General features: G+C 43.7%; 13 protein-coding genes. 12 read left to right on the forward strand and 1 reads right to left on the reverse strand.

Features of this window, described 5'->3' with window-relative positions; genetic code table 11:
- Nucleotides 1-22: 22 nt before the first annotated feature.
- The 12 genes from M3180_RS11010 (at nucleotide 23) to M3180_RS11065 (ending at nucleotide 22,940) form a co-directional block, all read left to right on the forward strand.
- Nucleotides 23-1,657 (forward strand): hypothetical protein, encoded by a 1,635-nt coding sequence (locus tag M3180_RS11010; protein WP_251667514.1) that lies wholly within the window; start codon nucleotides 23-25, stop codon nucleotides 1,655-1,657.
- 15 nt (nucleotides 1,658-1,672) lie between these two features.
- Nucleotides 1,673-2,923, forward strand: a complete 1,251-nt coding sequence (locus M3180_RS11015; protein WP_251667515.1) for a glycosyltransferase family 2 protein — start codon at nucleotides 1,673-1,675, stop codon at nucleotides 2,921-2,923.
- 50 nt (nucleotides 2,924-2,973) lie between these two features.
- The gene (locus M3180_RS11020; protein WP_251667516.1) at nucleotides 2,974-5,070 is read left to right on the forward strand and encodes a cellulose biosynthesis cyclic di-GMP-binding regulatory protein BcsB; all 2,097 of its coding nucleotides are present in this window, start codon (nucleotides 2,974-2,976) and stop codon (nucleotides 5,068-5,070) included.
- Nucleotides 5,039-5,893 (forward strand): diguanylate cyclase domain-containing protein, encoded by an 855-nt coding sequence (locus tag M3180_RS11025; protein ID WP_251667517.1) that lies wholly within the window; start codon nucleotides 5,039-5,041, stop codon nucleotides 5,891-5,893. Before M3180_RS11020 ends, M3180_RS11025 begins: the two co-directional genes overlap by 32 nt.
- A 248-nt stretch (nucleotides 5,894-6,141) precedes the next feature.
- Nucleotides 6,142-7,110 carry a LacI family DNA-binding transcriptional regulator gene (locus M3180_RS11030; protein WP_251667518.1) on the forward strand — a complete coding sequence of 323 codons (969 nt, stop codon included), beginning with the start codon at nucleotides 6,142-6,144 and terminating at the stop codon, nucleotides 7,108-7,110.
- Between the two features lie 170 nt (nucleotides 7,111-7,280).
- The gene (locus tag M3180_RS11035; RefSeq protein WP_251667678.1) at nucleotides 7,281-8,198 is read left to right on the forward strand and encodes an ABC transporter permease; all 918 of its coding nucleotides are present in this window, start codon (nucleotides 7,281-7,283) and stop codon (nucleotides 8,196-8,198) included.
- A 12-nt stretch (nucleotides 8,199-8,210) separates the two neighbouring features.
- Nucleotides 8,211-9,107: a carbohydrate ABC transporter permease gene (locus tag M3180_RS11040; RefSeq protein ID WP_251667519.1), complete on the forward strand. Its 897-nt coding sequence runs from the start codon at nucleotides 8,211-8,213 to the stop codon at nucleotides 9,105-9,107.
- Nucleotides 9,108-9,235: 128 nt separating this feature from the next.
- A complete protein-coding gene (locus M3180_RS11045; protein WP_251667520.1) occupies nucleotides 9,236-10,864 on the forward strand; it encodes an ABC transporter substrate-binding protein in 1,629 nt (542 codons plus the stop codon).
- A 35-nt stretch (nucleotides 10,865-10,899) separates the two neighbouring features.
- Entirely contained in the window at nucleotides 10,900-13,335 is a 2,436-nt protein-coding gene (locus tag M3180_RS11050) for a PfkB family carbohydrate kinase (protein ID WP_251667521.1), read from the forward strand.
- A 19-nt stretch (nucleotides 13,336-13,354) separates the two neighbouring features.
- Entirely contained in the window at nucleotides 13,355-15,628 is a 2,274-nt protein-coding gene (locus M3180_RS11055; protein WP_251667522.1) for a GH32 C-terminal domain-containing protein, read from the forward strand.
- A 58-nt stretch (nucleotides 15,629-15,686) separates the two neighbouring features.
- Nucleotides 15,687-17,111 carry a glycoside hydrolase family 32 protein gene (locus tag M3180_RS11060; protein WP_251667523.1) on the forward strand — a complete coding sequence of 475 codons (1,425 nt, stop codon included), beginning with the start codon at nucleotides 15,687-15,689 and terminating at the stop codon, nucleotides 17,109-17,111.
- Between the two features lie 210 nt (nucleotides 17,112-17,321).
- Nucleotides 17,322-22,940: an S-layer homology domain-containing protein gene (locus M3180_RS11065; protein WP_251667524.1), complete on the forward strand. Its 5,619-nt coding sequence runs from the start codon at nucleotides 17,322-17,324 to the stop codon at nucleotides 22,938-22,940.
- A gap of 104 nt (nucleotides 22,941-23,044) precedes the next feature.
- Here M3180_RS11065 and M3180_RS11070 read toward each other — a convergent pair whose 3' ends face one another.
- Nucleotides 23,045-24,817 (reverse strand): glycerophosphodiester phosphodiesterase, encoded by a 1,773-nt coding sequence (locus tag M3180_RS11070; RefSeq protein WP_251667525.1) that lies wholly within the window; start codon nucleotides 24,815-24,817, stop codon nucleotides 23,045-23,047.
- Between the last annotated feature and the right edge of the window lie 171 nt (nucleotides 24,818-24,988).

Below are 24,988 nucleotides of genomic sequence, written 5' to 3' on the forward strand. Positions count from 1 at the left end.
CAGAGAAGAGGTGATGTACAGCATGAGCCACAAAAATTTTTGGTTTCTCATAATATTCAGCATCATCGTCCTTTGGCACGGCAGCGCGCTAGTTTCCTATGCGGCAGAGCTTCAGACAATCGTTAACGAAGCTACAGAGCAAAATGAGCAAGTATTCTATGCAGCAGATTCTAGGACGCAAGTAACCGAAGCTATGGAGCAGCAAGCACCGAATGTGCTGCTTGTATATGACAGTCTTGCAGTTGGCAGTGCGAAGGAAGGCAATGTTGATGCGCTTAAGCGCCTGCTCGGTGGCATGGGAGCAGCGGTGAAGATCGTTGACGCAGAGCGATACGTGTCAGGCACGATGGAGTCATACTCGCATGTCATCCTCCTGCGCAATCATGCAGCTTGGAGCTATGACACAGAAGAACTCATGCAGGAGCTGGCGCAGTATGAGGGGGGCTACCTGCATATCGGCCCAGGCCCAACCGAGCAGCTGGCTACGGCGCTCAATCTTGAGCTGAAGGCGCAGCTGCCTATTACAATCAGGATGAAGATGGATGCCTTTAGCGACACGATTACACTAGACAACGATAAGCTATTCGTAGCTTCAAGTGCTACCAAGGCGCACACCTATGGTAGCCTACAGTACGGCGATGAAAGTACGGACACTTCATATGGAGCAAGACAAGGTAGATTTGCCTATATCCCCTTCTACTATAAAGGAGATATGAGCGAGTGGGCGGCGGGTTATGTACTTAACGATTGGCTTAATATAGAGCAGCAAGGACATGTATATGTGCTGCTAACAGAGGTGTACCCTTTCTCCGACTTGGACATGCTTAGGGAGCTTAGTGATCGACTGTATGAAGCGGGTATTCCATTTATCGTTAGCACGAAGCCGCTGTTCAGTAACTTTGATTACCCTGCAGCCAAGCGATATGTCGAAACGCTGAGATACCTGCAAGCTCGCAATGGCAGCATCCTCATTGATGCACCTGCGGTTGCGGATACGATTAGTGCGGATCTGTCCGTGCTAACAGATAATATAACATCCTATATTCACTTTTTAGCTGAGCATGACGTTGCACCGCTTGGAGCAACGGCGGAAATGTACTGGTTTCAGGATCAATACTACACGGCTGAAGGGCTCGACTTCTACGATTCGGTCATTATGCTGCCTAATGTAAAAGTGATGAGCAATATGCCGACCGATACACTATCAGCCTATTCCTCCTCGCTCTATAGCATCAACGTAGACGAATGGCAAACCTATGCGAGGAGTCAACAGGTCATATCTACTATGCCGTTCAATATTGCACTAACCTTGGACATGCAGGAGGAGCTTGATGTGCTGGAGCAGCAGCTCACATGGCTAACGAAGTCATGGACTGCCTATAGCGACTATAAGGCAGGCAACCATCGTGTAATAACGGACAAGGACGAGATTGTTGCCAAGCAGGGCCGGTTGAGAATCAATGGAGAGGCGGTTGTACTGCAGGAGGCATACGATTCGATTAGCTCTGAGCATGTTTACATCGAGAAGCAGGAGGAAAGCCTTAAGCAGCTATTCACCGTTCAGAACAGAATTTTTATCGTATTGATTGCTGTGGTGCTCGTCATCTTTTTCGTATTTATTATGATTGGCTATCGCATGTACAAAAAAAATATATGAGATAGGAGGGTGCAAATGACCACAGCAGACATCATGATGCTCTTTTCAGTATTTAGTATTTGGTCATTGCTGCTCGTCAATGTCGTTCTTATTATCGCGGGCTACGGCTATTACATGAAAAATGATAAGCGAGACATACCAGACATTGAAGGAGAAGCACCGTTCGTATCCATTATGGTGCCTGCGCATAATGAAGGGAAGGTAATTGTGCAGACGGTTCGATCACTGCTGGCTCTAGATTATCCGCATGATCGCTATGAGATTATCGTCATTAATGACAACTCCTCGGACAACAGCAAGGAGCTGCTTGAGCAGCTGCAACAGCAGCATGCAGACAGGCAATTGATCATTATCAATACGGATGCAGTGACGGGAGGAAAAGGAAAGTCGAATGCGCTCAATATTGGCTTCCAGCGAAGCAAAGGGGAGCTAATCGCGATCTATGATGCAGATAACACACCAGAGAAGACAGCGCTGCGTTATCTTGTCGCAGAAATCGTTCATGATTCCTCGTTAGGGGCGGTAATTGGCAAATTCAGAACACGCAATCGCGACGTTAATTTGCTTACACGTTTTATTAATATTGAGACGCTGTCGTTTCAATGGATGGCCCAGGCAGGAAGATGGAATCTGTTTAAGCTATGTACGATACCAGGCACGAATTTTATATTAAGACGAAGCATTATTGAGGCGATCGGCGGCTGGGATACGAAAGCAATTGCCGAGGATACAGAGATTAGCTTTCAAATCTATCGACTCGGCTATCGTATCAAGTTTCAACCAAAATCAGTAACGTGGGAGCAAGAGCCGCAGTCATTGAGGGTTTGGTTCAAGCAGCGTACAAGATGGGCCAAAGGAAATATTTACGTCATTATTAAAAACATTCCGCTATTGTTTGACCGATCAGCGAAACGTGTGCGTTTTGACATTATATATTTTCTATCGATCTATTTTCTACTGCTTACCTCTCTACTATTATCCGATACGATATTAATTATGAATGCACTTGGGTATGTAGAGACGACCATAGCAGGCTTTAGCTCATTTTTATGGCTATTAGCCATCGTGCTGTTCATTGTCGGGACATTCGTTTCTCTCGTTACAGAAAAAGGGGAAATGCGACTCTCTAATGTATGGATCATTATGCTCATGTACGTCACGTACTGTCAGATGTGGATGGTCGTAGCGGCATACGGTCTATATCAGTACGTAAAGGATACGATATTCAAGCGCGAAGTGAAATGGTATAAAACTGAACGATTTTAGCATTGTTTTAGCATAACAACAAGAATGACTTACTAAAAGGAAGCGTGCTTATGATGATAACAAAATTGCGTTGGACCCGACTTTTGTTTTTCGTTTTATTGTTCTGTTGCGCGGTACAAGCCGCGTCAGCTGAAGAGGCAGAACAGAAGATTGTGCATAGCCTTTCCACGCAGTCGATGTCAGGCTATCAATCTATGAATGACCAATATTTTGAGCTGGAAAGCTATTGGGAGATTACTAAGGTGCTATTGCAGCTGCAGTATGATGCATCGCCATTAGTGGACGAGCAGCTGTCCAGCATGACACTTTACGTGAACGGGACGCCCTTTCACTCCTTTCGGCCTGCTGCCGAGAACCATCAAGAGCTGACTGTTGCGATCCCAAGTAAATTGCTCGTTGAAGGTGTTAATACGTTGTCGCTGCAGGGGAATCGTACAACGAGTACAGATGAGCAGCTGTATAATGTGTGCACCGTCAATGATGAGCGTGATAATTGGATGACGGTTAAGGATAGCTCGACGATATCCATTCACTATGTGAGCAAGCCATCTCAGCAGCATATTAGTGATGGCTATGAGCGCTTTATCGGCCTCGACACATCGAAAGCCTCATCCCATGCAGTAGTCGTTAGCGATGAGCAATCAGCCGCTGAGCTGGAGGCTGCACTTTATAGCATTGCTGGATTGTCTAAAGCAAAATCTAGCGGCGATAAGCAGATTCCATTGCTTATAGAGGGAGATCAAGAGATTGCAAGCAAGCAAGTAGTGCTCTATATTAGCAAATTAGTGCATTTGCCAGCTTCTATCAAAGCTCAGCTAGGAGATACAGAGCTTGCAGATCGCGCCATCATTAAGCATGTACAGCTCGGTGGTCAAACGATGCTGCTCGTAGCCTCTAATAACGATGAGCTGCTTGTAAAAGCTGGACGATATGTTGCTAACCAAGAGCTCATGGAGCAAACGACGTTAGCTGAGAAATATATTGATGAGGATACGGATGTGTTGACACCAGCTGTCCAGGTTAGCCAATTTATTAAGCTAACAGAAACGGGGGACAAGCTTACCGGTCCGATGCATCAAGAAAAAGAATATTATATCGCCTTGCCAGCGAATCAATCGATTGCTGAAGCGAGCAAGATTCGTCTAGATTTGCGATATGCTCAAAATCTTAATTTTGATCGTTCGTTAGTGACGGTATTAATCAATAATAAGCCGATTGGCAGCAAGAAGCTGTCAGAGGTAATGGCGAATCAGGATATGCTTGAGCTTCCTATCCCGAAAAATCTCGATGTGAACGGAAATTTCACCGTTAAGGCTGCTTTTGATTTAGAGATTGATCATACGCCATGCACTGTAACTCAGGATCAAATGCCATGGGCATACATTGATTCTACATCAATGCTGCAATTGAATACGGTAGATCGCAGTGATCTGCTGTTCAATTACTATCCGGCAAACTTTATGCGGGGCGGAGGCTTTAATGCGATTGCCATCGTAATGCCCGAACAGCTGACTGAGGCTGATTATCGCTCTGTCGCGAACATCTTCCATTTGCTCGGACGCTACGCACAGACAAACCATGGCGAAATCCATGTATATCAAGACTCTGTAGATGAAACTGCGCTGGACAATAAGCATATTATCGCGATTGGCTCGTACCAGAATAATGCACTCATTCGTAAGAATAATGAACAGCTTTACTTCAAATTCGATGAGCGTGGAGCGGGCTTTATCTCGAACGAGAAGAAAAGCATCGAAACCGAATATGGCAAACGCATCGGATCGCTTCAGCTGCTTCCATCTCCATACAGTGATGGCTACGGCATGATGCTTGTTACAGGGGCAGAGCCGCAATATTATGAGCTCGCATCTCAAGCGATTGCTTCGGAAAGCACGCTGTGGAAGCTATATGGAGACAGCATTGTCGTAGATAAGGATGGTCATCTGTCTGCGTATCGCTTTAAGGAAGAGCTGCAGCAATCGGGAGGAATGCTCCCTATATTTGAGCGGGATGATGTACAGAGCTTTGTGCTTTCTGCGATGCTTACGATCATCATAGCCATCGTAGCCCTGCTGTTATTAACTCGTAAACATTGGCGTAGACGGAGGAAAAACGATGAAACGAATTCAAAACAGCTTAGTATCTGATGTCGCGTTTTTATTGTTTATCGGTGCTTGTATTGTAACGATGATTTTTATTGCGAGTGATCCTAGCTCCTATGTAACGAACATGTTTTTCTTGAACACGACGTTTCTAATTGCAATCATCACCTATTTTACGACAATAATGACCGGCTTAATTCTTAATCTGCTTTTTATATTCGGGTATGGTTCGTTTACGCTATATCAAGCGGCCACGACAGGTGAGCTCGTAAGTGCTGCCAATTACTACTGGCTAATCATTACACCTATTTTCACGATATTCATATGGCTGTATACACAGACGAATCGTATGCTACAGGAGGAGAATTTGCGGCTGCGCAATCAAAACTCCTCGCTTGCGATGATAGATGAAGCGACACAATTAAAAAATACATTGTCCTATCAGCAGGACGTGACGACGTTTATGGCACTGTCAGAACGCTATGATATTCCTTTGACGCTGCTCGTTATAAAGGTGAAATATTGGGATGAGATTAAGCGGATTATGAACACTGAGCAATTTTCTAGTGTGCTGATGGAGGTCTCCGATATGAGCCAATCACTTGTACGCAGCAATGATTCGATGTATTTGCTTAATAAGGAAAACCCAACCTGGGGGCTAGTGCTGTTTACTGACCTTGAAGGCTCATCCATCGTTATTAAGCGCTTGAAGGATCAGATCGACACACTAAACGATGAAGAATTTAAGCAAAAGTTTACTGTCGAGCTTCAGCTGAAAATTGGTGCTGCGCAGTATGATAAGCTGCAGCCTGTATCACCGCTCGAGCTGATTGCTCAGGCAAAGCGGACGATGGAGTATGATGTGTAGAAGATGGACGTATTCATAATAAGCACCGCGTAATAAAAGCATGATTAACAGTTATAGCTTAGTGAGTACAAATTATAAAGATGCAGTCGGCTGTTGAGATTATTCGATAGCCGGCTGTAAAATTTATACTTAAATCTAACGTAATTAGGATTAATTTTATTGTTAGAAAAAATTTTTTATACATTATTGAAACGTTTCCAATCCAGTGCTATAATGAGTACATTGTTAAGCTTAAGCAGGAGGAACCGATGCCAAGTATCAGAGATGTTGCTAATCTGGCTGGTGTAGCTGTCGGGACTGTTTCACGCGTTATAAATAATTCAGGCTCTGTAAAGCCTGCGACACGTAGAAAAGTAGAGGAAGCTATACAGCAGCTAAATTACATTCCCAATGAAATTGCTAGAAACTTTAAAATGCGTAAGTCCAAGATGGTTGCCTTGCTGCTCCCAAGCATTTGGAATCCTTTTTTCTCTGAACTTGCTTACTACATTGAAGATGAGCTGGATCGTGAAGGGTTTAAGCTAATGCTGTGTAACAGCGGGGGCAAGCCTGAAAAAGAATTGTATTATCTGGATATGCTTCAGCAAAACAAGGTAGCCGGTATTGTTGGCATCACGTACAACGATATCGAAAATAATATTAGCAATAATATCCCGATTGTCAGTATCGACAGGCATTTTACTAAAAATATCACATGCGTCACGTCTGATAACTATGAAGGTGGACGATTAGCTTTAAGGGAACTTGTTAAAGCTGGGTCGCGTAAACCTGCTTTTTTAGGAAGTGTGACCTCAGTCTTTAGTGAAACGATGAAGCGGAAAGAAGGCTTCATTGATGAAGCGAAATCACTGGGGATAAATTATACGATATTCGAAAAGCCTGATCCTGTATTAGACGAAGAAGCTTATTTTACGGAGTTTCTAAATGACTATCGTGATATTGATGGTGTTTTCGCTATTACTGATATGTTTGCCGCTCAGTTTATTGAGAGAGCAAGCAAATTAGGAATACGAGTACCGCAAGATGTGAAGGTTATCGGATACGACGGCATTCAGAATCATTCATTTTTTCATCCAATCCTATCTACAATCAGGCAACCTGTCGAGGATATGGCACGGATGACGATTAAATTGCTTTTCAAAAAGATTGAAGGTGAGACATTAGAGAAGGATGTATATCGGCTTCCAGTCATATTCAGGCAAGGTGAAACGACTTGATGTAGCTTTCTTTGTTGCAAGAAAAACACGAATATCCACTTACATAGTGGCGTTTTTCTTGCAATGGATTGGAAACGTTTCAATTAATTTGGAAACGTTTCAAACATGACATTCAAATGATAAAGGGGAGTATAAATGTGAAATCAAAAGATTCCGGGATAGACCCACTGATGATGAAATCAAAGAGAAAAGCTTGGAGTCGAGTTAAACGAGATTATGAGTTATATCTGTTTCTATTACCTATCGTTTTGATTTACGTACTGTTTAGGTACTATCCGATGTACGGTGTGCAAATTGCCTTTAAAGATTTCTCACCTAGTCAAGGTATTTGGGGCAGTAGCTGGGTAGGGTTTCAGCATTTTATTGACTTTTTTAACGCTTATAATTTTTGGACGATTATAAAGAATACACTTTCACTCAGTTTTCTTTCACTCGTATTTAGTTTTCCTGCACCAATCATTATTGCCATTATGCTGAACCAAATGATGAGCAAAAGATTCAAAAAGTTTATCCAAACCGTCATTTATGCCCCGCACTTTATATCGATTGTTGTATTAGTTGGTATGATGAATGTCTTTTTATCACCGAACAGCGGGATCATCAACCATATAATTACTTGGTTTGGAGGCGAACCGATACTATTTATGGCAGATGAGGATTGGTTCCGTCCGCTGTATATATTATCAGGAGTTTGGCAAGAAACTGGCTTTGCAACGATTATTTATTTGGCAGCTCTTGCGGGGGTTAATCCCGAGCTACATGAAGCGGCAACGATGGACGGTGCCAACAAGTGGAAACGAATATGGCATGTAGAGATCCCTGGTATATTACCTACAATCGTCATTTTGTTAATTCTAGCTCTTGGAAACATCATGAGCATCGGTTTTGAAAAAGCGTTTTTGATGCAAAATGATCTGAACTATGCAACGTCCAACATTATTCCGACCTATGTCTATGAACTAGGGATACAAAAAGCACAGTACAGCTTCTCAACAGCAGTCGGACTGTTTAATTCGGTTATTAACATTATTCTCATTGTAACTGTTAACAGAATTGCCAAAAAAATGACGGAAACTAGCTTGTGGTAGGGGGAAACCATCATGAATCATTTATTGAAAAGAAAAAGCAGAGGAGACATGTGGTTTGATGTAATCAATTATTTTCTGCTGACTGTTATTATGCTCATTGTGTTGCTTCCGCTTTACTTCGTTTTCATTGCTTCCTTCAGTGATCCTAATCTTATTTATTCAGGTGAAGTTTGGTTTTATCCGAAAGGCTTTACACTTGATGGCTATGAGCGGATTTTCAATGACTCTTCTATTTGGCTTGGTTACCTTAATTCGATTCTATATGCGGGTGTAGGAACGTTCATCGGTGTAGCCGTAACTGTATTTGCGGCTTATCCATTAGCTCGCAAAAATCTAGTTGGGAAATCGGTCATCATGTGGTTCTTGCTGATTACGATGTTTTTTAGTGGCGGGCTGATCCCTACTTATCTATTAATTAAAGATTTGAACATGCTGAATACGATGTGGGCACTTGTTATTCCAGGAGCTGGAGCCGTATTCAATGTCATTATTGTGAGAACGTTTTTTCAATCCTCAATTCCTGATGAGATGTGGGAGGCTGCTTCAATGGACGGTTGCTCCAACACCAGATTTTTCTGGAGCATTGTACTTCCTTTATCTAAACCAATTATTGCTGTAATGGTGCTTTATCATGTCGTAGGGTTTTGGAATGGATTTTTTGATGCTTTGATTTATCTAAATGACGGGAACAAGTATCCACTTCAATTGGTGCTGCGCAATATTCTTGTTCAAAACCAGGTAAACGCTGGCATGATGGTGGATGTTGAATCTTATGCTGCGAAAATGCGTGTAACCGAATTAATCAAGTATGGAGTCATTATCGTATCGAGCTTACCGTTGTTGATCTTATATCCTTTCTTGCAGAAGTATTTTGTCAAAGGTGTGCTCATCGGCTCGATTAAAGGTTAAATGCGACAAGTGACAATGCTTTGAGAGGGGGGATGTCTAAGGGTTGCATAGGCTCTGCTTATTAATATAGAAAAGGGATAACGAGTCATTCAGAAGTATGGAACGAATTAAAGGGAGGTTCTATAAGTATGAAATCTATTATTAAAGGCGCAACGACTCTCGTATTGGTAGGATCATTAATTTTAAGCGGTTGTGGAGACAACAATGCTAAAAATGGTGAAAAAAACTCAAACCAAGCAAATCAGGAGGCTAATTTCAACGTAACGGGCTTGCCAATTGTTAATGAAGCAGTAACGTTAAAAATGCTGTCCCCCAAATCCGCACTATCACCAGAGTTTTCAGAAATGGAAATTTTCAAACGGCTTGAAGAGCAAACCAATGTGAAAATAGAGTGGGAAAATATCCCTGATACAGATTTTGCAGAAAAGAAAAACTTATTGCTCGCTAGTTCAACGCTGCCAGATGCATTTTACGCTGCTGGCTTCTCGGATTATGAGCTTATTACGTATGGAAAAGACGGTACAATTATTCCCCTTGAAGATTTGATCGATCAATATGCCCCTAATCTTAAGGCACTATTGGAACGTAGACCTGATATCAAATCATCAATTACAGCGCCAGATGGACATATTTACGGCTTGCCATCTTGGGAAGAAAATAATCTTGGAAGTAATCCATTCTTCCACGTCATCAACAAAAAGTGGTTGGATGAGCTTGGACTGAGTATGCCTCAAACATTGGATGAATACACAGAAGCTTTGGTTGCCTTTAAAACACAGGATCCTAATGGCAACGGCAAGCCAGACGAAATTCCATTAAGCTTTATGCACATGCAGTGGTGTATGGACATTGCTGGCCTGTTTGGCGCTTTCGGGATGCCTGATAACTTAGAGCATCGAATCGTACGTGACGGTAAAGTGATCTTTACTGCGATACAGCCCGAATATAAAGAAGCATTGAACTATTTTCATGAGAAATGGTATAAGCAAGGGCTAATTGATCCTGAATCATTTACACAGGACGCTGCTCAGTACCTTGCTAAGGGTAAGACACAGGATGTTACACTCGGATCCTACATTTGGTGGGAGGTTGAGGAAGTGGTAGGTACAGACCGCAGCCAAGACTATGCATTACTTTCTCCACTTAAAGGACCGAATGGAGATCAAACCATCGGACGTGCCAATGGTGGTGGTCCAGGACGCGGCGCATTCATTATTACAAAAGCGAATAAAAATCCTGAAATTACGATGCGTTGGATTGATCAACAATACGAGCCGTATATGGCAGCACAAATTCATTGGGGACCAATAGATGTCGTATATGAGAAGGATGAGAATGGAAAATTAGTGAATCTACCTCTACCTGAAGGCGTCTCTGCGGGCGAGTTCCGTCAACAAGTTTCACCTGGGGCAGGTGCGCCTGGTGTCATTACAATCGAAGACTTAGGAAAAGTGGTAGATTTGGAGCCTCGAGCACAACAGCGTGCTAAAGATCTAGAGCAGTACTATGAAGCTTATATGGAGAAGGAAAACTATCCAAGTATTTTCTTCGAGCCTGAAGAGCTCAACAGAATCAACAAGATCGAACCAGAATTGATTAAGTATGTAAATACGCAAAGAGGTAAGTTCATCGTTGATGGCGGTGTAGAAGAGCAATGGGACAGCTATGTTTCAACGCTGGAGAAGATGGGGCTGAACGAATTGATGGAAATCTATCAAACAGCTCTTGACCGTTACAACGCAAACTTGAACAGCTAATAGATAAATAAGAATGTTATAGGTGGGGAGAAACTGTGCTTGATGTAATCGCGATTGGAGAAGTACTAATAGATTTTACTCCGGCAGACCGATCGAAGGAGGAAAACGAGCAGTTTATATGCAACCCTGGGGGAGCTCCAGCTAATGTAGCAGCTATACTAGCACGATTAGGCAGCAGGGCAGCATTGGTTAGCAAGGTTGGCAATGATCATTTTGGTTCATTGCTGCATCAAGCTTTACTTAAATGTGGGGTTGATGGCTCGATGCTTTCGTTTACGGATGAAGCGGGTACAACTCTGGCGTTTGTTCATTTGAATGATGATGGAGATCGATCGTTCAGCTTTTATAGAAAGCCGGGAGCAGATACCTTCTTGCAATCAAAGGATATCCCGTTTGATAGAATTGAAAGCTGCCGAATACTGCATTTTGGCTCGGTATCGATGACCCATGAGCCGGCACGTACGGCAACGAAAGAGACAGTGGAAAGAGCAAAAGCAGCAGGAGTTTTAATTTCGTTCGATCCGAACATTCGCATTGATTTGTGGGAGAACCAAGAGGACGCAAAGCAATGCATACGTTGGGGCTTGAACTATGCTGATATTGTGAAAATTTCAGAAGAAGAGCTTTTCTTTGTAACAGGGACCACGGATATACAAGAAGGAGCTTTGACATTACAAAAACAATTCAACACTACATTAATCGTAGTCACATTAGGTGCAAAAGGCTGCTATTATCGGTTGTCAGATGATGATGGCTATGTACCAGGGTTCACTGTTCAAGCCATAGATACGACAGGTGCCGGTGATGCTTTTATGGGTAGCTTGTTATATAAAATACTACAACTTGAAAGTTCTTTGCAGCAGCTGGAAAAAGAGCAAATGATCAGCATGCTGACATTCGCCAACGCCAGCGGTGCGTTAGTAACAACAAGGAAGGGAGCTCTTCAATCTATGCCTACAGCAAGCGAGATTAACAAGCTGATTGAATCAACTCAAGTACGTAATATAAACTACAGGCCGGAGTTTCATTTTTCACCGCCTTCTAACTGGCTGAATGATCCTAATGGATTAGTATATTATGAAGGCGCGTATCATCTCTTTTATCAGCATCATCCACATGGTAACAAATGGGGACCGATGCATTGGGGGCATGCGGTAAGTCAAGATTTAATCCATTGGCAGCATAAACCGATCGCATTGTTTCCAGACGAGCACGGAGCTATATTTTCCGGCTGCTGTGTCGTCGATTGGAATAATAGCAGCGGTCTGTTCGATGGTACTCATGGGCTAGTTGCGCTATTTACTCATGCGGATACATGCCCAGAAACCGGAAATCCAAGACAGCGACAAAGCTTAGCATACAGCAGCGATAAAGGAAATACGTGGAACAAGTACGAGGGTAATCCTATGCTGGCTGAGAGTGAGCTAATTGACTTTAGAGATCCAAAAGTATTTTGGCATGAACAGAGCCAAAAGTGGGTAATGGTAATCGTTGCTGGTGATCGAGTGAGATTTTATGGTTCAAATAATTTGCGTGAATGGTCGTTTACCGGTGAATTTGGCGTTGGGCAAGGATCGCATGATGGAGTGTGGGAATGTCCAGATCTTTTTGAGTTGCCGATTGATGGTAACGGACAGTCAAAGTGGGTGTTAATTATAAGCATTGGGGATAATCCTAACTGCCCAGAAGGATCACGCACGCAGTATTTTATAGGCAAGTTCGATGGTTCTACATTCATCAACGATTATCCAGCTGACCACGTGAAATGGGTTGATTATGGACGCGATAATTACGCAGGGGTAACCTGGTCGGATATTCCTAAGCAGGATGGACGAAGAGTCATGATCGGGTGGATGAGCAACTGGAAATATGCGAATGAAACACCTACGGGAGAATGGAGAGGCGCCATGACTTTACCACGAGCGCTCTCATTGAAAAGCTGGAACGATGACTTAGTTTTAGTACAGATGCCAGTTAAAGAAGTAGAGCAGCTACGTAAATCCTCCATGAGCTGGAACGCATTGACTGTGACGCCAACGGCTCCGTTTAAGATAAAAACAAACGGTGAGCTTTTGGAGATTGAGATGGAGATTGATACCACCTCAGGAGAAGAAGTCAGCATCAGATTAAAAGCCTCAGAGCAGAGTGAAGCAGTTATTGGATATAACCCAGAGCAGCAATGGCTATATATTGACCGTTCGAAATGCAGCGCAACGGATTTCCATCCAGCTTTTCCAGCTAAACACGGTGTGAAAGTTATTGCGCAAAGTGGCATCGTTAAGCTGAATATTTGGCTCGATCGTAGTTCTGTTGAAGTGTTTGCCAATGATGGGGTAACTGTAATAACGGATCAAATTTTCCCTGATGCTCCAATTGAAGAAGTTGTCATCGATGCAGCTGCGGGACAAAGTGAATTGAATTCGCTTAACATTCATTATCTTAACTCCATTCATCATTCTAATCATCAGTAATCATAAGGAGCGATCACACATGAACCACATACCCGAAAATAAGGGGCTAGTATTGTATTGGCCCTTCGATGAAGGTGCAGGTAAAGCTGCATTGGAGCATGTATCCCAAGTTCGGAATGAGATTCATTACGTGTTCAATCAAGCGGAGTTTACCGAATCTTGTGATCCGCAGTGGAGACAAGGAGTAAGCGGAAGCGGACTTCTATTCGATGGATATTCTACGTATATCACACACTCCTACCAGAAGGACAGTGCAGGCGATCAGCAGGTTGTATCAGCGCTCAGTGTTGGCGTATGGGTAGCCCCGCGCTCCTATGAGTGGGGACATGAAGGCAAATTAGCAGCTATTGTGAACCAGTATGATCAGGAGCGTAAACAGGGCTTTTTGCTTGGTATGTTCCGCCACGGTTCATGGTCCTTTCAGGTTGGACTTGAGGGAGGAAGCTGGGAAGAAATCTGGTCTCCAGATGGATGTGAATTGCCTAAAAATGAATGGTCTTATATCAATGCGGTGTTTGATGGGGATCAAGGGGAGATCAAGCTGTATTTAAATGGTGTTGAGATCGCCTCATCCTCTTTACCACAAGGCTCACGTATCTCTGTAGCAAGAGATACGGATCTGCTAATCGCCAAAAACAATCACAGCAGCCTGCTGGCTGATGTGTTCAGCCTTCATATGTTTAGCGGCATTATGGATGAGCTTAAAATCTATAATCGTGCATTAAGTACAGAAGAGGTGGCCGATTCATATCGCCGGATTGTAGAAGCGACAAGCGGAGGCGTTCACCCACGTTTAAATATAGAGGAGATTAAGCTGGATCGTACACCTCTACTACTGGATCGCCATAGACCACAATATCATGTCAGTCCGCCAGCACATTGGATGAATGAACCGCATGCGCCGATCTACTTCGGCGGAAAATATCATTTGTTCTATCAGCATAATCCGCTTGGGCCATATTTTCACCATATCCACTGGGGACATTGGGTAAGCGAGGATTTGGTGCATTGGCGCGATCTTCCTATAGCTTTAGCACCTGAAAAGGATCAGCTTGCACCAGATGGGATGTGGTCAGGAAGCGCGACCTACGATGCGGTTGGGCTGCCTGTCCTGTTTTTTACAGCGGGCAATGATAGTGCTTCACCTAATCAAAGTGTGGCGCTTGCAAGAAGCACTTATGCTAAGGATCAAGACCTTAATCTAGTAACATGGGTTAAACATCCCCAGCCGTTAATTGTGCAGAAGAAGGGAATGGGGGCATTCGGTGATTTCCGTGATCCGTTCGTATGGAAGGATGAAGATCGCTGGTTTGCTTTGGTTGGCTCGGGAATCGAAGGTGAAGGTGGAGCAGCGCTTGCATTTGAGTCACAGGATATGCTCAACTGGCACTATAAGGGTTCATTTTTTGAGGCCGATATTCAAAAATACCCATATCTTGGACCGATATGGGAGCTTCCGGTGTTTCTACGGCTAGGTACTGACCAGCACGGGGTAGAGAAGCATCTTCTGCTAGTTAGTCCTGTTGGGAAGGGGGCGGATGTTGAGGTGTTCTATTGGATTGGTCAGTTCGACAAGAACAATGTAACCTTCATCCCTGATCAAGAAGAACCGCAATTGATCGACGTTGGTGATTTCCATTTTACAGGTCCGAGCGGCATGGTCGATCCAAAAACAGGCAGAAGGATCGTATTTACAATTGCACAGGGAGATCGAACATCCGAATTGGAATTTAAATCAGGCTGGGCTCATAATGGCGGTTTGCCACTAAGCGTATACTTGCGTCAGGATGGAAGGCTTGGAATTGAACCGATTGAAGAGCTTCAATCGCTCCGTGGAGAGAAGAGGCTTTCCATTCGTGATAAATCTTTGTCCGAGGCAAATCAATTGCTTCAAGATGTACGAGGAGATATGCTTGAAATTCAATTGGAAATTGAATCTAAAGCTGCCATGGAATATGGGATCAAGGTTCGCTGCACACCAGATGGAGAGGAAGAAACGTTGCTCTATTATGATGCTAAGCAAGATAAGCTGCTAGTTGACCGTACAAAAACGACACTTCATCCCGGTGAAAAATGCAGAGGAGTCCAAGGCGGCAAGCTGGGGCTATCGGGAGAAAACTTAAAGCTGCACTTATACTTGGATCGTTCGATGGTCGAGGCTTATGCAAACGGCTTGAAGAGCCTGACAACACGCGTATATCCGAGCCGTCTAGATGCCCTAGGGCTTGAAATCTGGGGAGATAAAAAGCTGACGGTAAAAGCTCTGGATATATGGGAGATGAAGGGAATCTAGCAATAAAGCTAATAGCTGAACGCGTAAGCTACTTCAATCTGTAAGGGGGATTCAGTGGATGGGGGAGTTTTTTTATCGGCCAGAGAATGCCTATGTAGGAGACGTTATTCCCTATTTTGAAGACGGTGTATTTAAACTGTTTTATCTGCATGGCTGGAGGGAGAATGATCGGGAGGGTCTTGACCATGGCTGGTATCTGATTGAAACGAAGGATTTCGTTGCTTATCAGGAAAGAGGGGCCTGTAAAATTGAAGGCGGTACTGGCCATATCCTGAGGGTGGATGGTATTTATCATATGTTTTATTGCATATTTCCACCAGGCGAGCAGCTTGTCTGCCATGCGATCAGCAACGACTTGAAAGTCTGGGAATCCACTCCCGAGGATACCTTTGCCGCTGACGATCGCATCTATGAGCTGTCCGATTGGCGTGATCCTTACGTTTTCTGGAATGAGGAGGAAGGACAATACTGGATGCTGCTTGCCGCACTGGCGAAAGGTCCGACCAACCGAAAAGGATGTACCGCGCTTCTCTCATCTAAAGACCTTAAAACGTGGGAGTACCGAGAGCCGTTGTATGCGCCAAATCTACACGTAGGAGCACATGAATGTCCTGATTTATTTCGAATCGGGGATTGGTGGTATCTAATCTACTCCTCCTACACCGGACGATTTGCGACCTTTTACCGAATGAGTCGTTCCTTGGATGGTCCATGGTTGACTCCTGGGGAGGATACCTTCGACGGGCGAGCATTCTATGCAGCAAAATCAGTGTCTGACGGTCAAAGTCGCTATCTATTCGGTTGGAACCCAACAAAAAACGATGATTTATTCGGCTGGAATCCACCTAACTCTAGAGGTAAGGACTATAACTCATGGGATTGGGGAGGAAACCTAATCGTCCATGAAATCGTTCAGCGTGCTGACGGCACTCTTGGTGTTAAAGTACCGGATACGGTTGATCAGGCGTTTTCGCATCCGTTATCGGTACATTATGAGAGCATTACAGGGGATTGGCATATTACTGATCGAAAGCTTTCCTGTATGTCACCGTATAGCTTCGCTGGTTGCCTGAGCCTAGAGGAACTGCCTAATCAATGTAAGATTTCGGCTAGTGTTTCATTCTCCGAATATACGCAAGGTGTAGGGTTTATGCTGCGCATGCAAGATACGCTGGATGAGGCCTATTACGTTACCCTAGAGCCGCAACGGAATCGCCTTACCTTTCGAGGAAAGATTATGCAGTCGGAAGAGGGAGGAAAGACATTCCCTTACGAGGTCGAGCTTGAGCGTCCGATTGAGCTTATTCCAGATCGTTCTTACGAAATCAAAGTGTTGATTGACGGCTCGATTTGTGAAATTTACATCAATAATGACATTGCGATGAGTGCTAGAATGTACGATATTCCACGAGGGAAGCTTGGTATGTTCGTCAGCCAAGGCCACGGCCAATTTAGCGATGTGAGAATCGAGGAGCGGACTTGAGCTCTGGGGTGATGGGAAAATCACCGTTAACGCTCGATATGGAAGTACAAAGGTTTTGGTATAGGGAGCGTTAATACGCTCCTTGCCAGTTGTATCGGGAGTAAATGTCCAAAAAAACTTAACGCTAAATTAAATAGTCAGAAATTTTGGAAACGTTTCACTTTTGAGTTCTTCTGTTGTTGAATGAAGAAATATGAAGGAGGAGCATGGATGAGTAGAGTGAGTAAAGCAAGAAATTTGCTTACAGTGGCGGTAATTGGGGCCTTAGTATTTCAGCTGTTTATTCCCACAGCTTCAATTGCAGCGTATTCTGAAACAGATCTATCCGTATCCACAGAATTAACGGAAGAAGTGCTGGAAGAGACGGCAGAAAGTGTTTATCACATCATCAATCCCGGATTTGAAAGCGGGGACTTGACGGGCTGGACAGTTGTGCAAGGCAGTGCGTTCGGTGAGAACAGTGTATCCGATGAAACAACCTGGTGGGCGGAGCAGATCCCTTATAGCCAGGAGGGCACTTATCATTTAAACGGCTGGAGATATGATGAATCCGCAACAGGTATACTCCGCTCCAGTACTTTTGAGCTTGGTGGAAGCGGCTGGATCAGCTTTAAGCTTGGCGGAGCTAAAAATTCGGATAAAGTATACATCAATATTTTGGAAGCGGATACAGGGCGAGTGGTTGCTAGATACAGCAATCAAGCTTTTAGCGATTCTGGCTTCCCAGATCCCGCTAACGGAATGCGGCTGGCCAATTTGACACAGTATAAGGCCGATTTATCTGAGCATTTGGGGAAGAAGCTCTACTTAGAAATCATCGACAATGCTACCTCAGACTGGGGCTTGATTTTTGCGGATGCGCTCTATATGTATCATGAGGCGGAGCCGCCTGAGGGCATTATTGCTATCGATATTAAGCCGGATTTTGCACGCCATCAGCTGATCAATCCGGGCTTTGAAACAGGAGATTTGACGGGCTGGTCGGTTGTTGAAGGCAGTGCATTTGGTGAGAACAGCGTTTCTGATGAGACGACATGGTGGGCCGAGGAAATCCCGTACAATCAGGAAGGCAACTATCACCTAAACGGTTGGAGGTATGACGAATCCGCGACAGGGATATTACGCTCCAGCAGCTTCGAGCTAGGCGGAACAGGCTGGATTACGTTCAGGCTGGGTGGTGGTAAGCAAAAGGATCAAGTGTATGTACGTATCGTTGAAGCAGACAGCGGGAAAGTAATCGCACGCTATGGCAATGATGAATTTAGCGAGCAAGGGTTTCCAGATCCAGCACAAGGCATGAAGCTAGCCAATATGGTGCAGTATAAGGCGGATCTGTCAGAGCATCTAGGCAAAACGCTTTATGTGGAAATCGTAGACCATGCTACCTCGGATTGGGGCTTGGTTTTCTCTGATGATTTCCAAACTTACTATGAAATTGCTCCTGAAGATGGAATAATTGCGCGCAATATTAATCCAACGGAAATGGTTAATGGAAGCTTTGAAAGCGGAGATTTTCAAGGCTGGATAGTAACGGGCGACGCTTTTCATGTTACAGATGAAGATCATGCTCTCAAAGCAGGAACTTATTTCGCTCAATCAGACTTAGAACAGCGGGGTTCGATTGCTTCAAGTATCTTCACGCTTCAAGGTAGTGGAATGATTCAGTTCACAATTTTGGATATAGTAAATCCACAGGATGCCTATGTGGCACTTTATGATGCGAGCAGTGATACTATGCTGATGAAGACGGAAAACGTAAGCGCTAATGAGCATATCTCCTGGAATGTGCAGAAGTATTACAATGACAATCTTTACATAAAAGTTGTCGATCAATCTGCAGTTGCAAGCATTGCAGTTGATGGTTTTCAAGCGAATCATCTAGGTGTTGTATCCTATCTTAACCTTGATGAAGGATCTGGAATGCTAGCAATGGAGCAAGTGAGCAACCTGCAGCATGATGTTAACTATGTATTCAATGAAGCAAGATATATGGCAGCCAAAGATCCGCGCTGGACTTCATACGGCGTAAAGGGTGGCGCTCTTCTGTTCGATGGATATTCGAATTATATCGAGATCAATGCAGACGAGGTAGTGCCTGTAAGGGATGCATTAACCATTGAAGCGTGGGTTTCACCGCGCAGCTATGAGTGGGGAGACGGCGGCAAGCTGTCGGCAATTGTCAACCAATCCAATCAAGATAAAGCAGAAGGCTTTGCGTTAGGCATGTATCGGCACGGAGCATGGTCCATGCAGGTTGGCATTGGCGGACAATGGATTCAAGTATGGGTGAATGATCATCCACTGGAAAAGTATAAGTGGAACTATGTAGTAGCTACATTCGATAAAGATGACGGACGTATTACATTATATCTTAATGGTGAGGAGGTAGCCTCACAAGTGACGCCTGTCGGCATGTCGCTAACACCTTCAACTGAAAGCCTAATTATCGGTAAAAATAATAAGCCGGTTGAACTGGCAGGAGTATTCTCGTTTAATATGTTCAGTGGGCTTATAGACGAAGTGAAGCTGCACAATACTGCGCTTGCACCAGAAATGATAAGGAATGAATACGCCGCTATGAAAGCGCTTCATAACGGGACGATCCCAGATATACCCAATTATGCTATCGATGAGGATCCAAGTGTATTTGACGGAGATCAGCATCGTCCGCAATATCATGCTATTCCTCCGCAAAACTGGATGAATGAAGCACATGCACCAATTTACTACAATGGGAAGTATCATTTGTTTTATCAGCATAATCCACAAGGGCCTTTCTGGCATCAAATCCACTGGGGACATTGGGTCAGTGATGATATGGTTCATTGGGAGAATGTAAGACCTGCGCTTGCACCTGAAGCTGGTACGCTTGTTCCAGATGGCGTATGGTCAGGAAGCGCCGCATATGATCGAAACAGCAATCCGGTCTTGTTCTATACTGCTGGCAATGATGCAGAATCACCGAATCAGAGAACAGCAGTCGCCACTCCTGCTGATTTATCTGATCCGTATTTGCAGCAATGGGTAAAGCATCCAGTACCCGTAACGGAGCAGAATGGAATCGGCATCCATAACGAGTTCCGTGATCCATTCGTTTGGTACGATGAGGAGGTTGACAAGTGGTATCAGCTTGTCACTTCAGGACTACCCGATATGAGCAGTGGTACAGCTCTCGTGTATGTATCGGATGATATGTACAATTGGGAGTATAAGGGGCCGCTCTATGTAAGTGACAGAAGCGTATATCCAGAGCTTGGCACTGTATGGGAACTGCCGGTATTATTGCCGCTCGGCACGGACAGTAAGGGAAATAGCAAGCATATTTTTATGATCAATCCTCACGAAAAGCCCGAGCATGTGCCTTCAGCCAATGATGTGCTAAGAGAGGTAGAGGTTTTTTATTGGATCGGGACATGGGATCGTGACAACTTTAGATTTATTCCTGATCAGGAAGCTCCAACAACATTGGATGTAGGCAAAGGATATTTAACTGCAGAAAGCGGGCTTGTTACACCAGATGGAAGAACGGTTGTATTCTCAATGGTGCAAAATGTAAGAACACCACAGGCTGAATACGAAGCGGGTTGGGCGCACAACTTGGCTTTGCCAGTTAGCCTAAGCTTGGATGAACAGGATGAGCTGCGAATTGAGCCAATTGAGGAGCTTAGCGGACTTCGTGGCAGCAAGCTCATAGATTTTACGGATCAAAGTCTTAATTCTGCTAATAGCTTAATCGAGAATGTTCAGGGAGACATGCTAGAGATTATTGCTGAAATTGATCCTGGCGATGCACAACAATTTGGCTTGAAAGTTCGTCGTTCCGCAAATGGGCAAGAAGAGACATTCATCTATTATGATAAAGCAGATCAAAGCTTTAATGTAGATCGTACGAAGAGCAGCATTGATCCGGATGTTCGAGTCGACGGTATACAAGGCGGTTATGTAGAGCTAGACGGAGAGAATTTAAAGCTGCACATTTATTTGGATCGCTCCGTTATTGAAGCTTTTGCCAACTACAAGAAAAAGTTGACCACACGTGTCTATGTAGGACGTTATGATTCTTTAGGCTTGCAGTTCTGGGCCGATGATGATATTACGGTGAAGTCAATGGAAGTATGGGAGATGAACGCTTTAACGGGAGAGCCAGCCGCACCTGTTTATATCCCGGAAAACTGGGATAACACACAATTCACTAATATTACAGAGCTGCCTAACCATGATTTTGCAAGTGGAGATTTGACAGGGTGGATTGCAGAGGGTGAAGCATTCCAGGATATACATGTAACGAATCAACAGTTTTTCTGGGATACGATTTATTTTAATCCTTCTCACAAAATTCCGGGGGGCTATCATTTATGGGGCTTTAACGAGTCAGCAGGTGGCGATAGCTTAACAGGAACGCTAAGATCACAAAACTTTGTTCTTGGCGGCAACGGAAAAATAGACTTTCTAATCAGTGGAGGACGCGATATCGAGCGCTTGTATGTTGCGCTGGTTCGAGCAGCAGACGACAAGGAGCTGTTTAAAGCGACTGCAACCAATTATGAGGAATATCAGAGGAAAATATGGGATGCATCGCCTTATATCGGTGAGGAGCTTTATATTAAAGTAGTTGATCAGGCTACTGGGGGCTTTGGCCATATTAATGTCGATGATTTCAATGTACCTGTTCAAGTGAAGGCAGATTCAACGACTCCTAATAATCCAAGCAATCCATCCATTCCAGAGAACTCCAGCCAATCGACTGATCCAATTAGTCTGTCCTTTGAGATGGCTGAGGGCGAGCAGAAACTGGCGTTTCCAGTAAATATGAAAGCGAATGATGGCAAGAATGCTTTGAAGGTTAAACATTCGGATGTAGAGGTTGAAGTTCCTGCAGAAGTGTTGAAGCAACTACAGCTGCTCGTGGCGGATGATGAGCTCGATCAAGCACAGATTTCGTTAGAAATCATTACGCTAACTCCAGATCAAAAACAAGAGTTGATTAAACGTGCTGAACGAATGCATCAAGCGGATATCTCTGTCTTCGGGGAAATATATGATTTTAAACTGTCTATTGTAAAGGCAGATGAAACAGCATTGCAGCTTGAGAACTTCGCACAACTTGTTACAATTAAGCTAACTGGTGCAAGTGATGCTGATTATGCTTATCAGGACCTGATCGGCATTTACTCTATTACAGATAACGGAAGTTTGGAGTATATGGGAGCATATGAGCGTGATAAGGCGACTACAAAAGTAAACCATCTCGGCAAATTCGCTGTTATGATATATGACAAATCGTTCGAAGACGTTAGTGAGTCTCATTGGGCTTATCAAGTCATTAAAAAGATGTCAGCTAGGCAAATCATTCACGGTGTGAACGCAACATCATTTGCACCGGAGCAAAGCATAACTAGAGCAGAATTTGTCTCTTTGCTTGAGCGGTCATTGTCATGGAAAGCAACAAAGCCGATGACCTTCGAGGATGTTGAGCAGACGAAATGGTATGCATCTGCTATTGCTGCAGCCTTTGATGCTGGCATAGTAAGTGGAAAAAGCAGTAGCACATTTGCTCCCGATGAAGGCTTGTGTCGTCAAGAAATGGCGGTTATGCTCTACAGAGCATATGAACATGAAACGGGATTAAGCGTTGCAACAGAAGAGGTTAATGTTTTTAGTGATGCGGAAACGATCAGCGACTGGGCCAAGCACGAGGTTGCTGCTTTAAAGCAGCTTGGCTTAGTCCAGGGGCGTGACAAGCAATTGTTTATGCCGAACGCCAATGTAACTCGCGCTGAAAGTGCACAAGTAATCTCGTTGCTCATGCAAAAAGTGAATGCACAGTGAACACATAAGAGCCAGGTGGTCTGTATATATACAGACCACCTGGCTCTTAAGCTTTATTGAGTATTTTTCAATACAGAGGACTATCTTAACATTGACGACTTTTGTTACAGATTCAATTCAATCATCGATTGTGCGCGTCCAGGATAATCGGTAATCATGCCGTCGATACGGAATTTCAATACTTCCTTCATATTTTTAGAGCTGTTGACAGTCCACACCCAAACCTCACGGCCTGCCGCATGAGCCTCCTCGACTAATTGTTTAGTTAGCATCGTTTGTTCAATCGTATAAAAATCAACATCCAAAGTGTTTAATGAACCTAATGCAAAATAGAGCACTTGTCCGATTTTAATATTTGGCTCAAGCATGCGAATTTGTAGCAGCGCGCTTTGATCGAACGACTGAATATAAACCTCCTGGCCCATGTCAAAGGCTTGAATCTGCCGAACGATTTCATTGACTAAAGCATCGCTTGGACCATATGGCTTTAAATCAATCAACAGCTTCGTACGCCCTTGAGCTACCGCTAATGCTTCTGTAAATGTAGGAATATAGACAGGCTCCATATTGGCATCATAGCCAATAACAAAATTGCTTAATTCCTCAAATGTAAGATCAGCGATTCGTACCGGTGTCCCCGTCATGCGTAGCAAAGTTTGATCATGATGAAGCACAGCAATTCCATCCTTTGTCATTTGCACATCAATCTCAACGGACTGATAGCCTTTTTCGATCGCATCGATAATGGAAGGCAACGAATTTTCTGGCGCATGTTCAGTATCTCCTCGGTGTGCTGAAATCACCACAGTCCATTTAGCATAAACGAGATTGTCATTCGCTCTGAAACCGATATAAAGAGCTAAGCTTAGGTACACAATGGCTATTACTACAAACCATAAGTGTGGACGATTTATCCTTTTCAAGGAAGCGAAGAATCGTTTTTCCAAACGACCTAACTTGCTGCGATAAACATAGGCGATATCTTGCGGCTTCTTTCCTTGGCTGTAGCCGAAATAATAAAATAAACGGGTCAACACGATGATATTAATAGGAATGACTAGCAACGTGAACATATACGTCAAAATTGTCGATAGCGTTAAGGAGTAATGATTGGAGAAGGCTTTAAATATATCAATATTTAACCACACCGGCAAATAAGAGAGTGTAGTAATAACGAAAAAGCTGCCCCCAACTACAGCTCCGTTCAGCAAGGCCAGAGCGACAAACAGCCGCAAGCGTCTTCCCCGCGTCAACGCCTGACTGCTGCGAATGGCTTCCGTAATGGTCTTACCCTCCAACATAATAAAATGCAGCACAAACACCCAGCGCAGTACAATATACAACAATATTAAAACGAGTGCGACGTATATAAAAGTCATCGTAGTTGAAGCATCGATCACTTGATTTTGGAAGAAGATAGGTAGATTAAATAATGCATAAAATGATTCTGAAAATGGAGAATCAATAAACGGTATCAGTAAAAGAAGAAAAAACAATAACTGTACAAAACCAAATCCAAGCAGCCGCGGTGTTCTGCGCAGCGTCGTCAACAAAGCATCAGTAATCGTAATTTCTTTGCTAAAGTATGCTTGCTGGACGATGATAACAATTACACATAGCTCAATAAATAAGGCAAAGGAAGAGACTAGACCAATCAAAACTAACCCGGCCACACCCTCATAACTCATGCCAATTCGGTATACTTCCCCATTGAGCAAGGAGCCTGATCCTACTACCATCAATATTCTATTAAAGAGTAAGGTGATGACTGGAATAATGACAAAGCTTGTAAGCAGCATAAAAAAGTATTCAAATACAAGTAGTTTCTTATAAGAGGATCGAAAGTCTTGCAGACTTCTCCCTAGTAGTTTCAGCATGTCGAATCATCCTATCTGCTCAATAGATTCTCTAGTCTATGTTATTTTGCTATGCAAATTTTTTTCCTGTCAAGAACTTTTACTAATTTAGTATAAAGAACTAGTCTTTTAGCACCTTTTAGCACCAAATTCTATTTCATCAGGATAGGGATTTGTCATAATCAACAATTA

Origin of the sequence: Paenibacillus camelliae (assembly GCF_023715345.1) — a bacterium.
GTDB lineage: Bacteria > Bacillota > Bacilli > Paenibacillales > Paenibacillaceae > Pristimantibacillus > Pristimantibacillus camelliae.

What these genes read in the sequence shown, in the direction of transcription:
- M3180_RS11010 (WP_251667514.1), top strand. Translation starts at nt 23, where the DNA reads ATGAGCCACAAAAATTTTTGGTTTCTCATAATATTCAGCATCATCGTC.
- M3180_RS11015 (WP_251667515.1), top strand. Translation starts at nt 1,673, where the DNA reads ATGACCACAGCAGACATCATGATGCTCTTTTCAGTATTTAGTATTTGG.
- M3180_RS11020 (WP_251667516.1), top strand. Translation starts at nt 2,974, where the DNA reads ATGATGATAACAAAATTGCGTTGGACCCGACTTTTGTTTTTCGTTTTA.
- M3180_RS11025 (WP_251667517.1), top strand. Translation starts at nt 5,039, where the DNA reads ATGAAACGAATTCAAAACAGCTTAGTATCTGATGTCGCGTTTTTATTG.
- M3180_RS11030 (WP_251667518.1), top strand. Translation starts at nt 6,142, where the DNA reads ATGCCAAGTATCAGAGATGTTGCTAATCTGGCTGGTGTAGCTGTCGGG.
- M3180_RS11035 (WP_251667678.1), top strand. Translation starts at nt 7,281, where the DNA reads ATGATGAAATCAAAGAGAAAAGCTTGGAGTCGAGTTAAACGAGATTAT.
- M3180_RS11040 (WP_251667519.1), top strand. Translation starts at nt 8,211, where the DNA reads ATGAATCATTTATTGAAAAGAAAAAGCAGAGGAGACATGTGGTTTGAT.
- M3180_RS11045 (WP_251667520.1), top strand. Translation starts at nt 9,236, where the DNA reads ATGAAATCTATTATTAAAGGCGCAACGACTCTCGTATTGGTAGGATCA.
- M3180_RS11055 (WP_251667522.1), top strand. Translation starts at nt 13,355, where the DNA reads ATGAACCACATACCCGAAAATAAGGGGCTAGTATTGTATTGGCCCTTC.
- M3180_RS11060 (WP_251667523.1), top strand. Translation starts at nt 15,687, where the DNA reads ATGGGGGAGTTTTTTTATCGGCCAGAGAATGCCTATGTAGGAGACGTT.
- M3180_RS11065 (WP_251667524.1), top strand. Translation starts at nt 17,322, where the DNA reads ATGAGTAGAGTGAGTAAAGCAAGAAATTTGCTTACAGTGGCGGTAATT.
- M3180_RS11070 (WP_251667525.1), bottom strand. Translation starts at nt 24,817, where the DNA reads ATGCTGAAACTACTAGGGAGAAGTCTGCAAGACTTTCGATCCTCTTAT.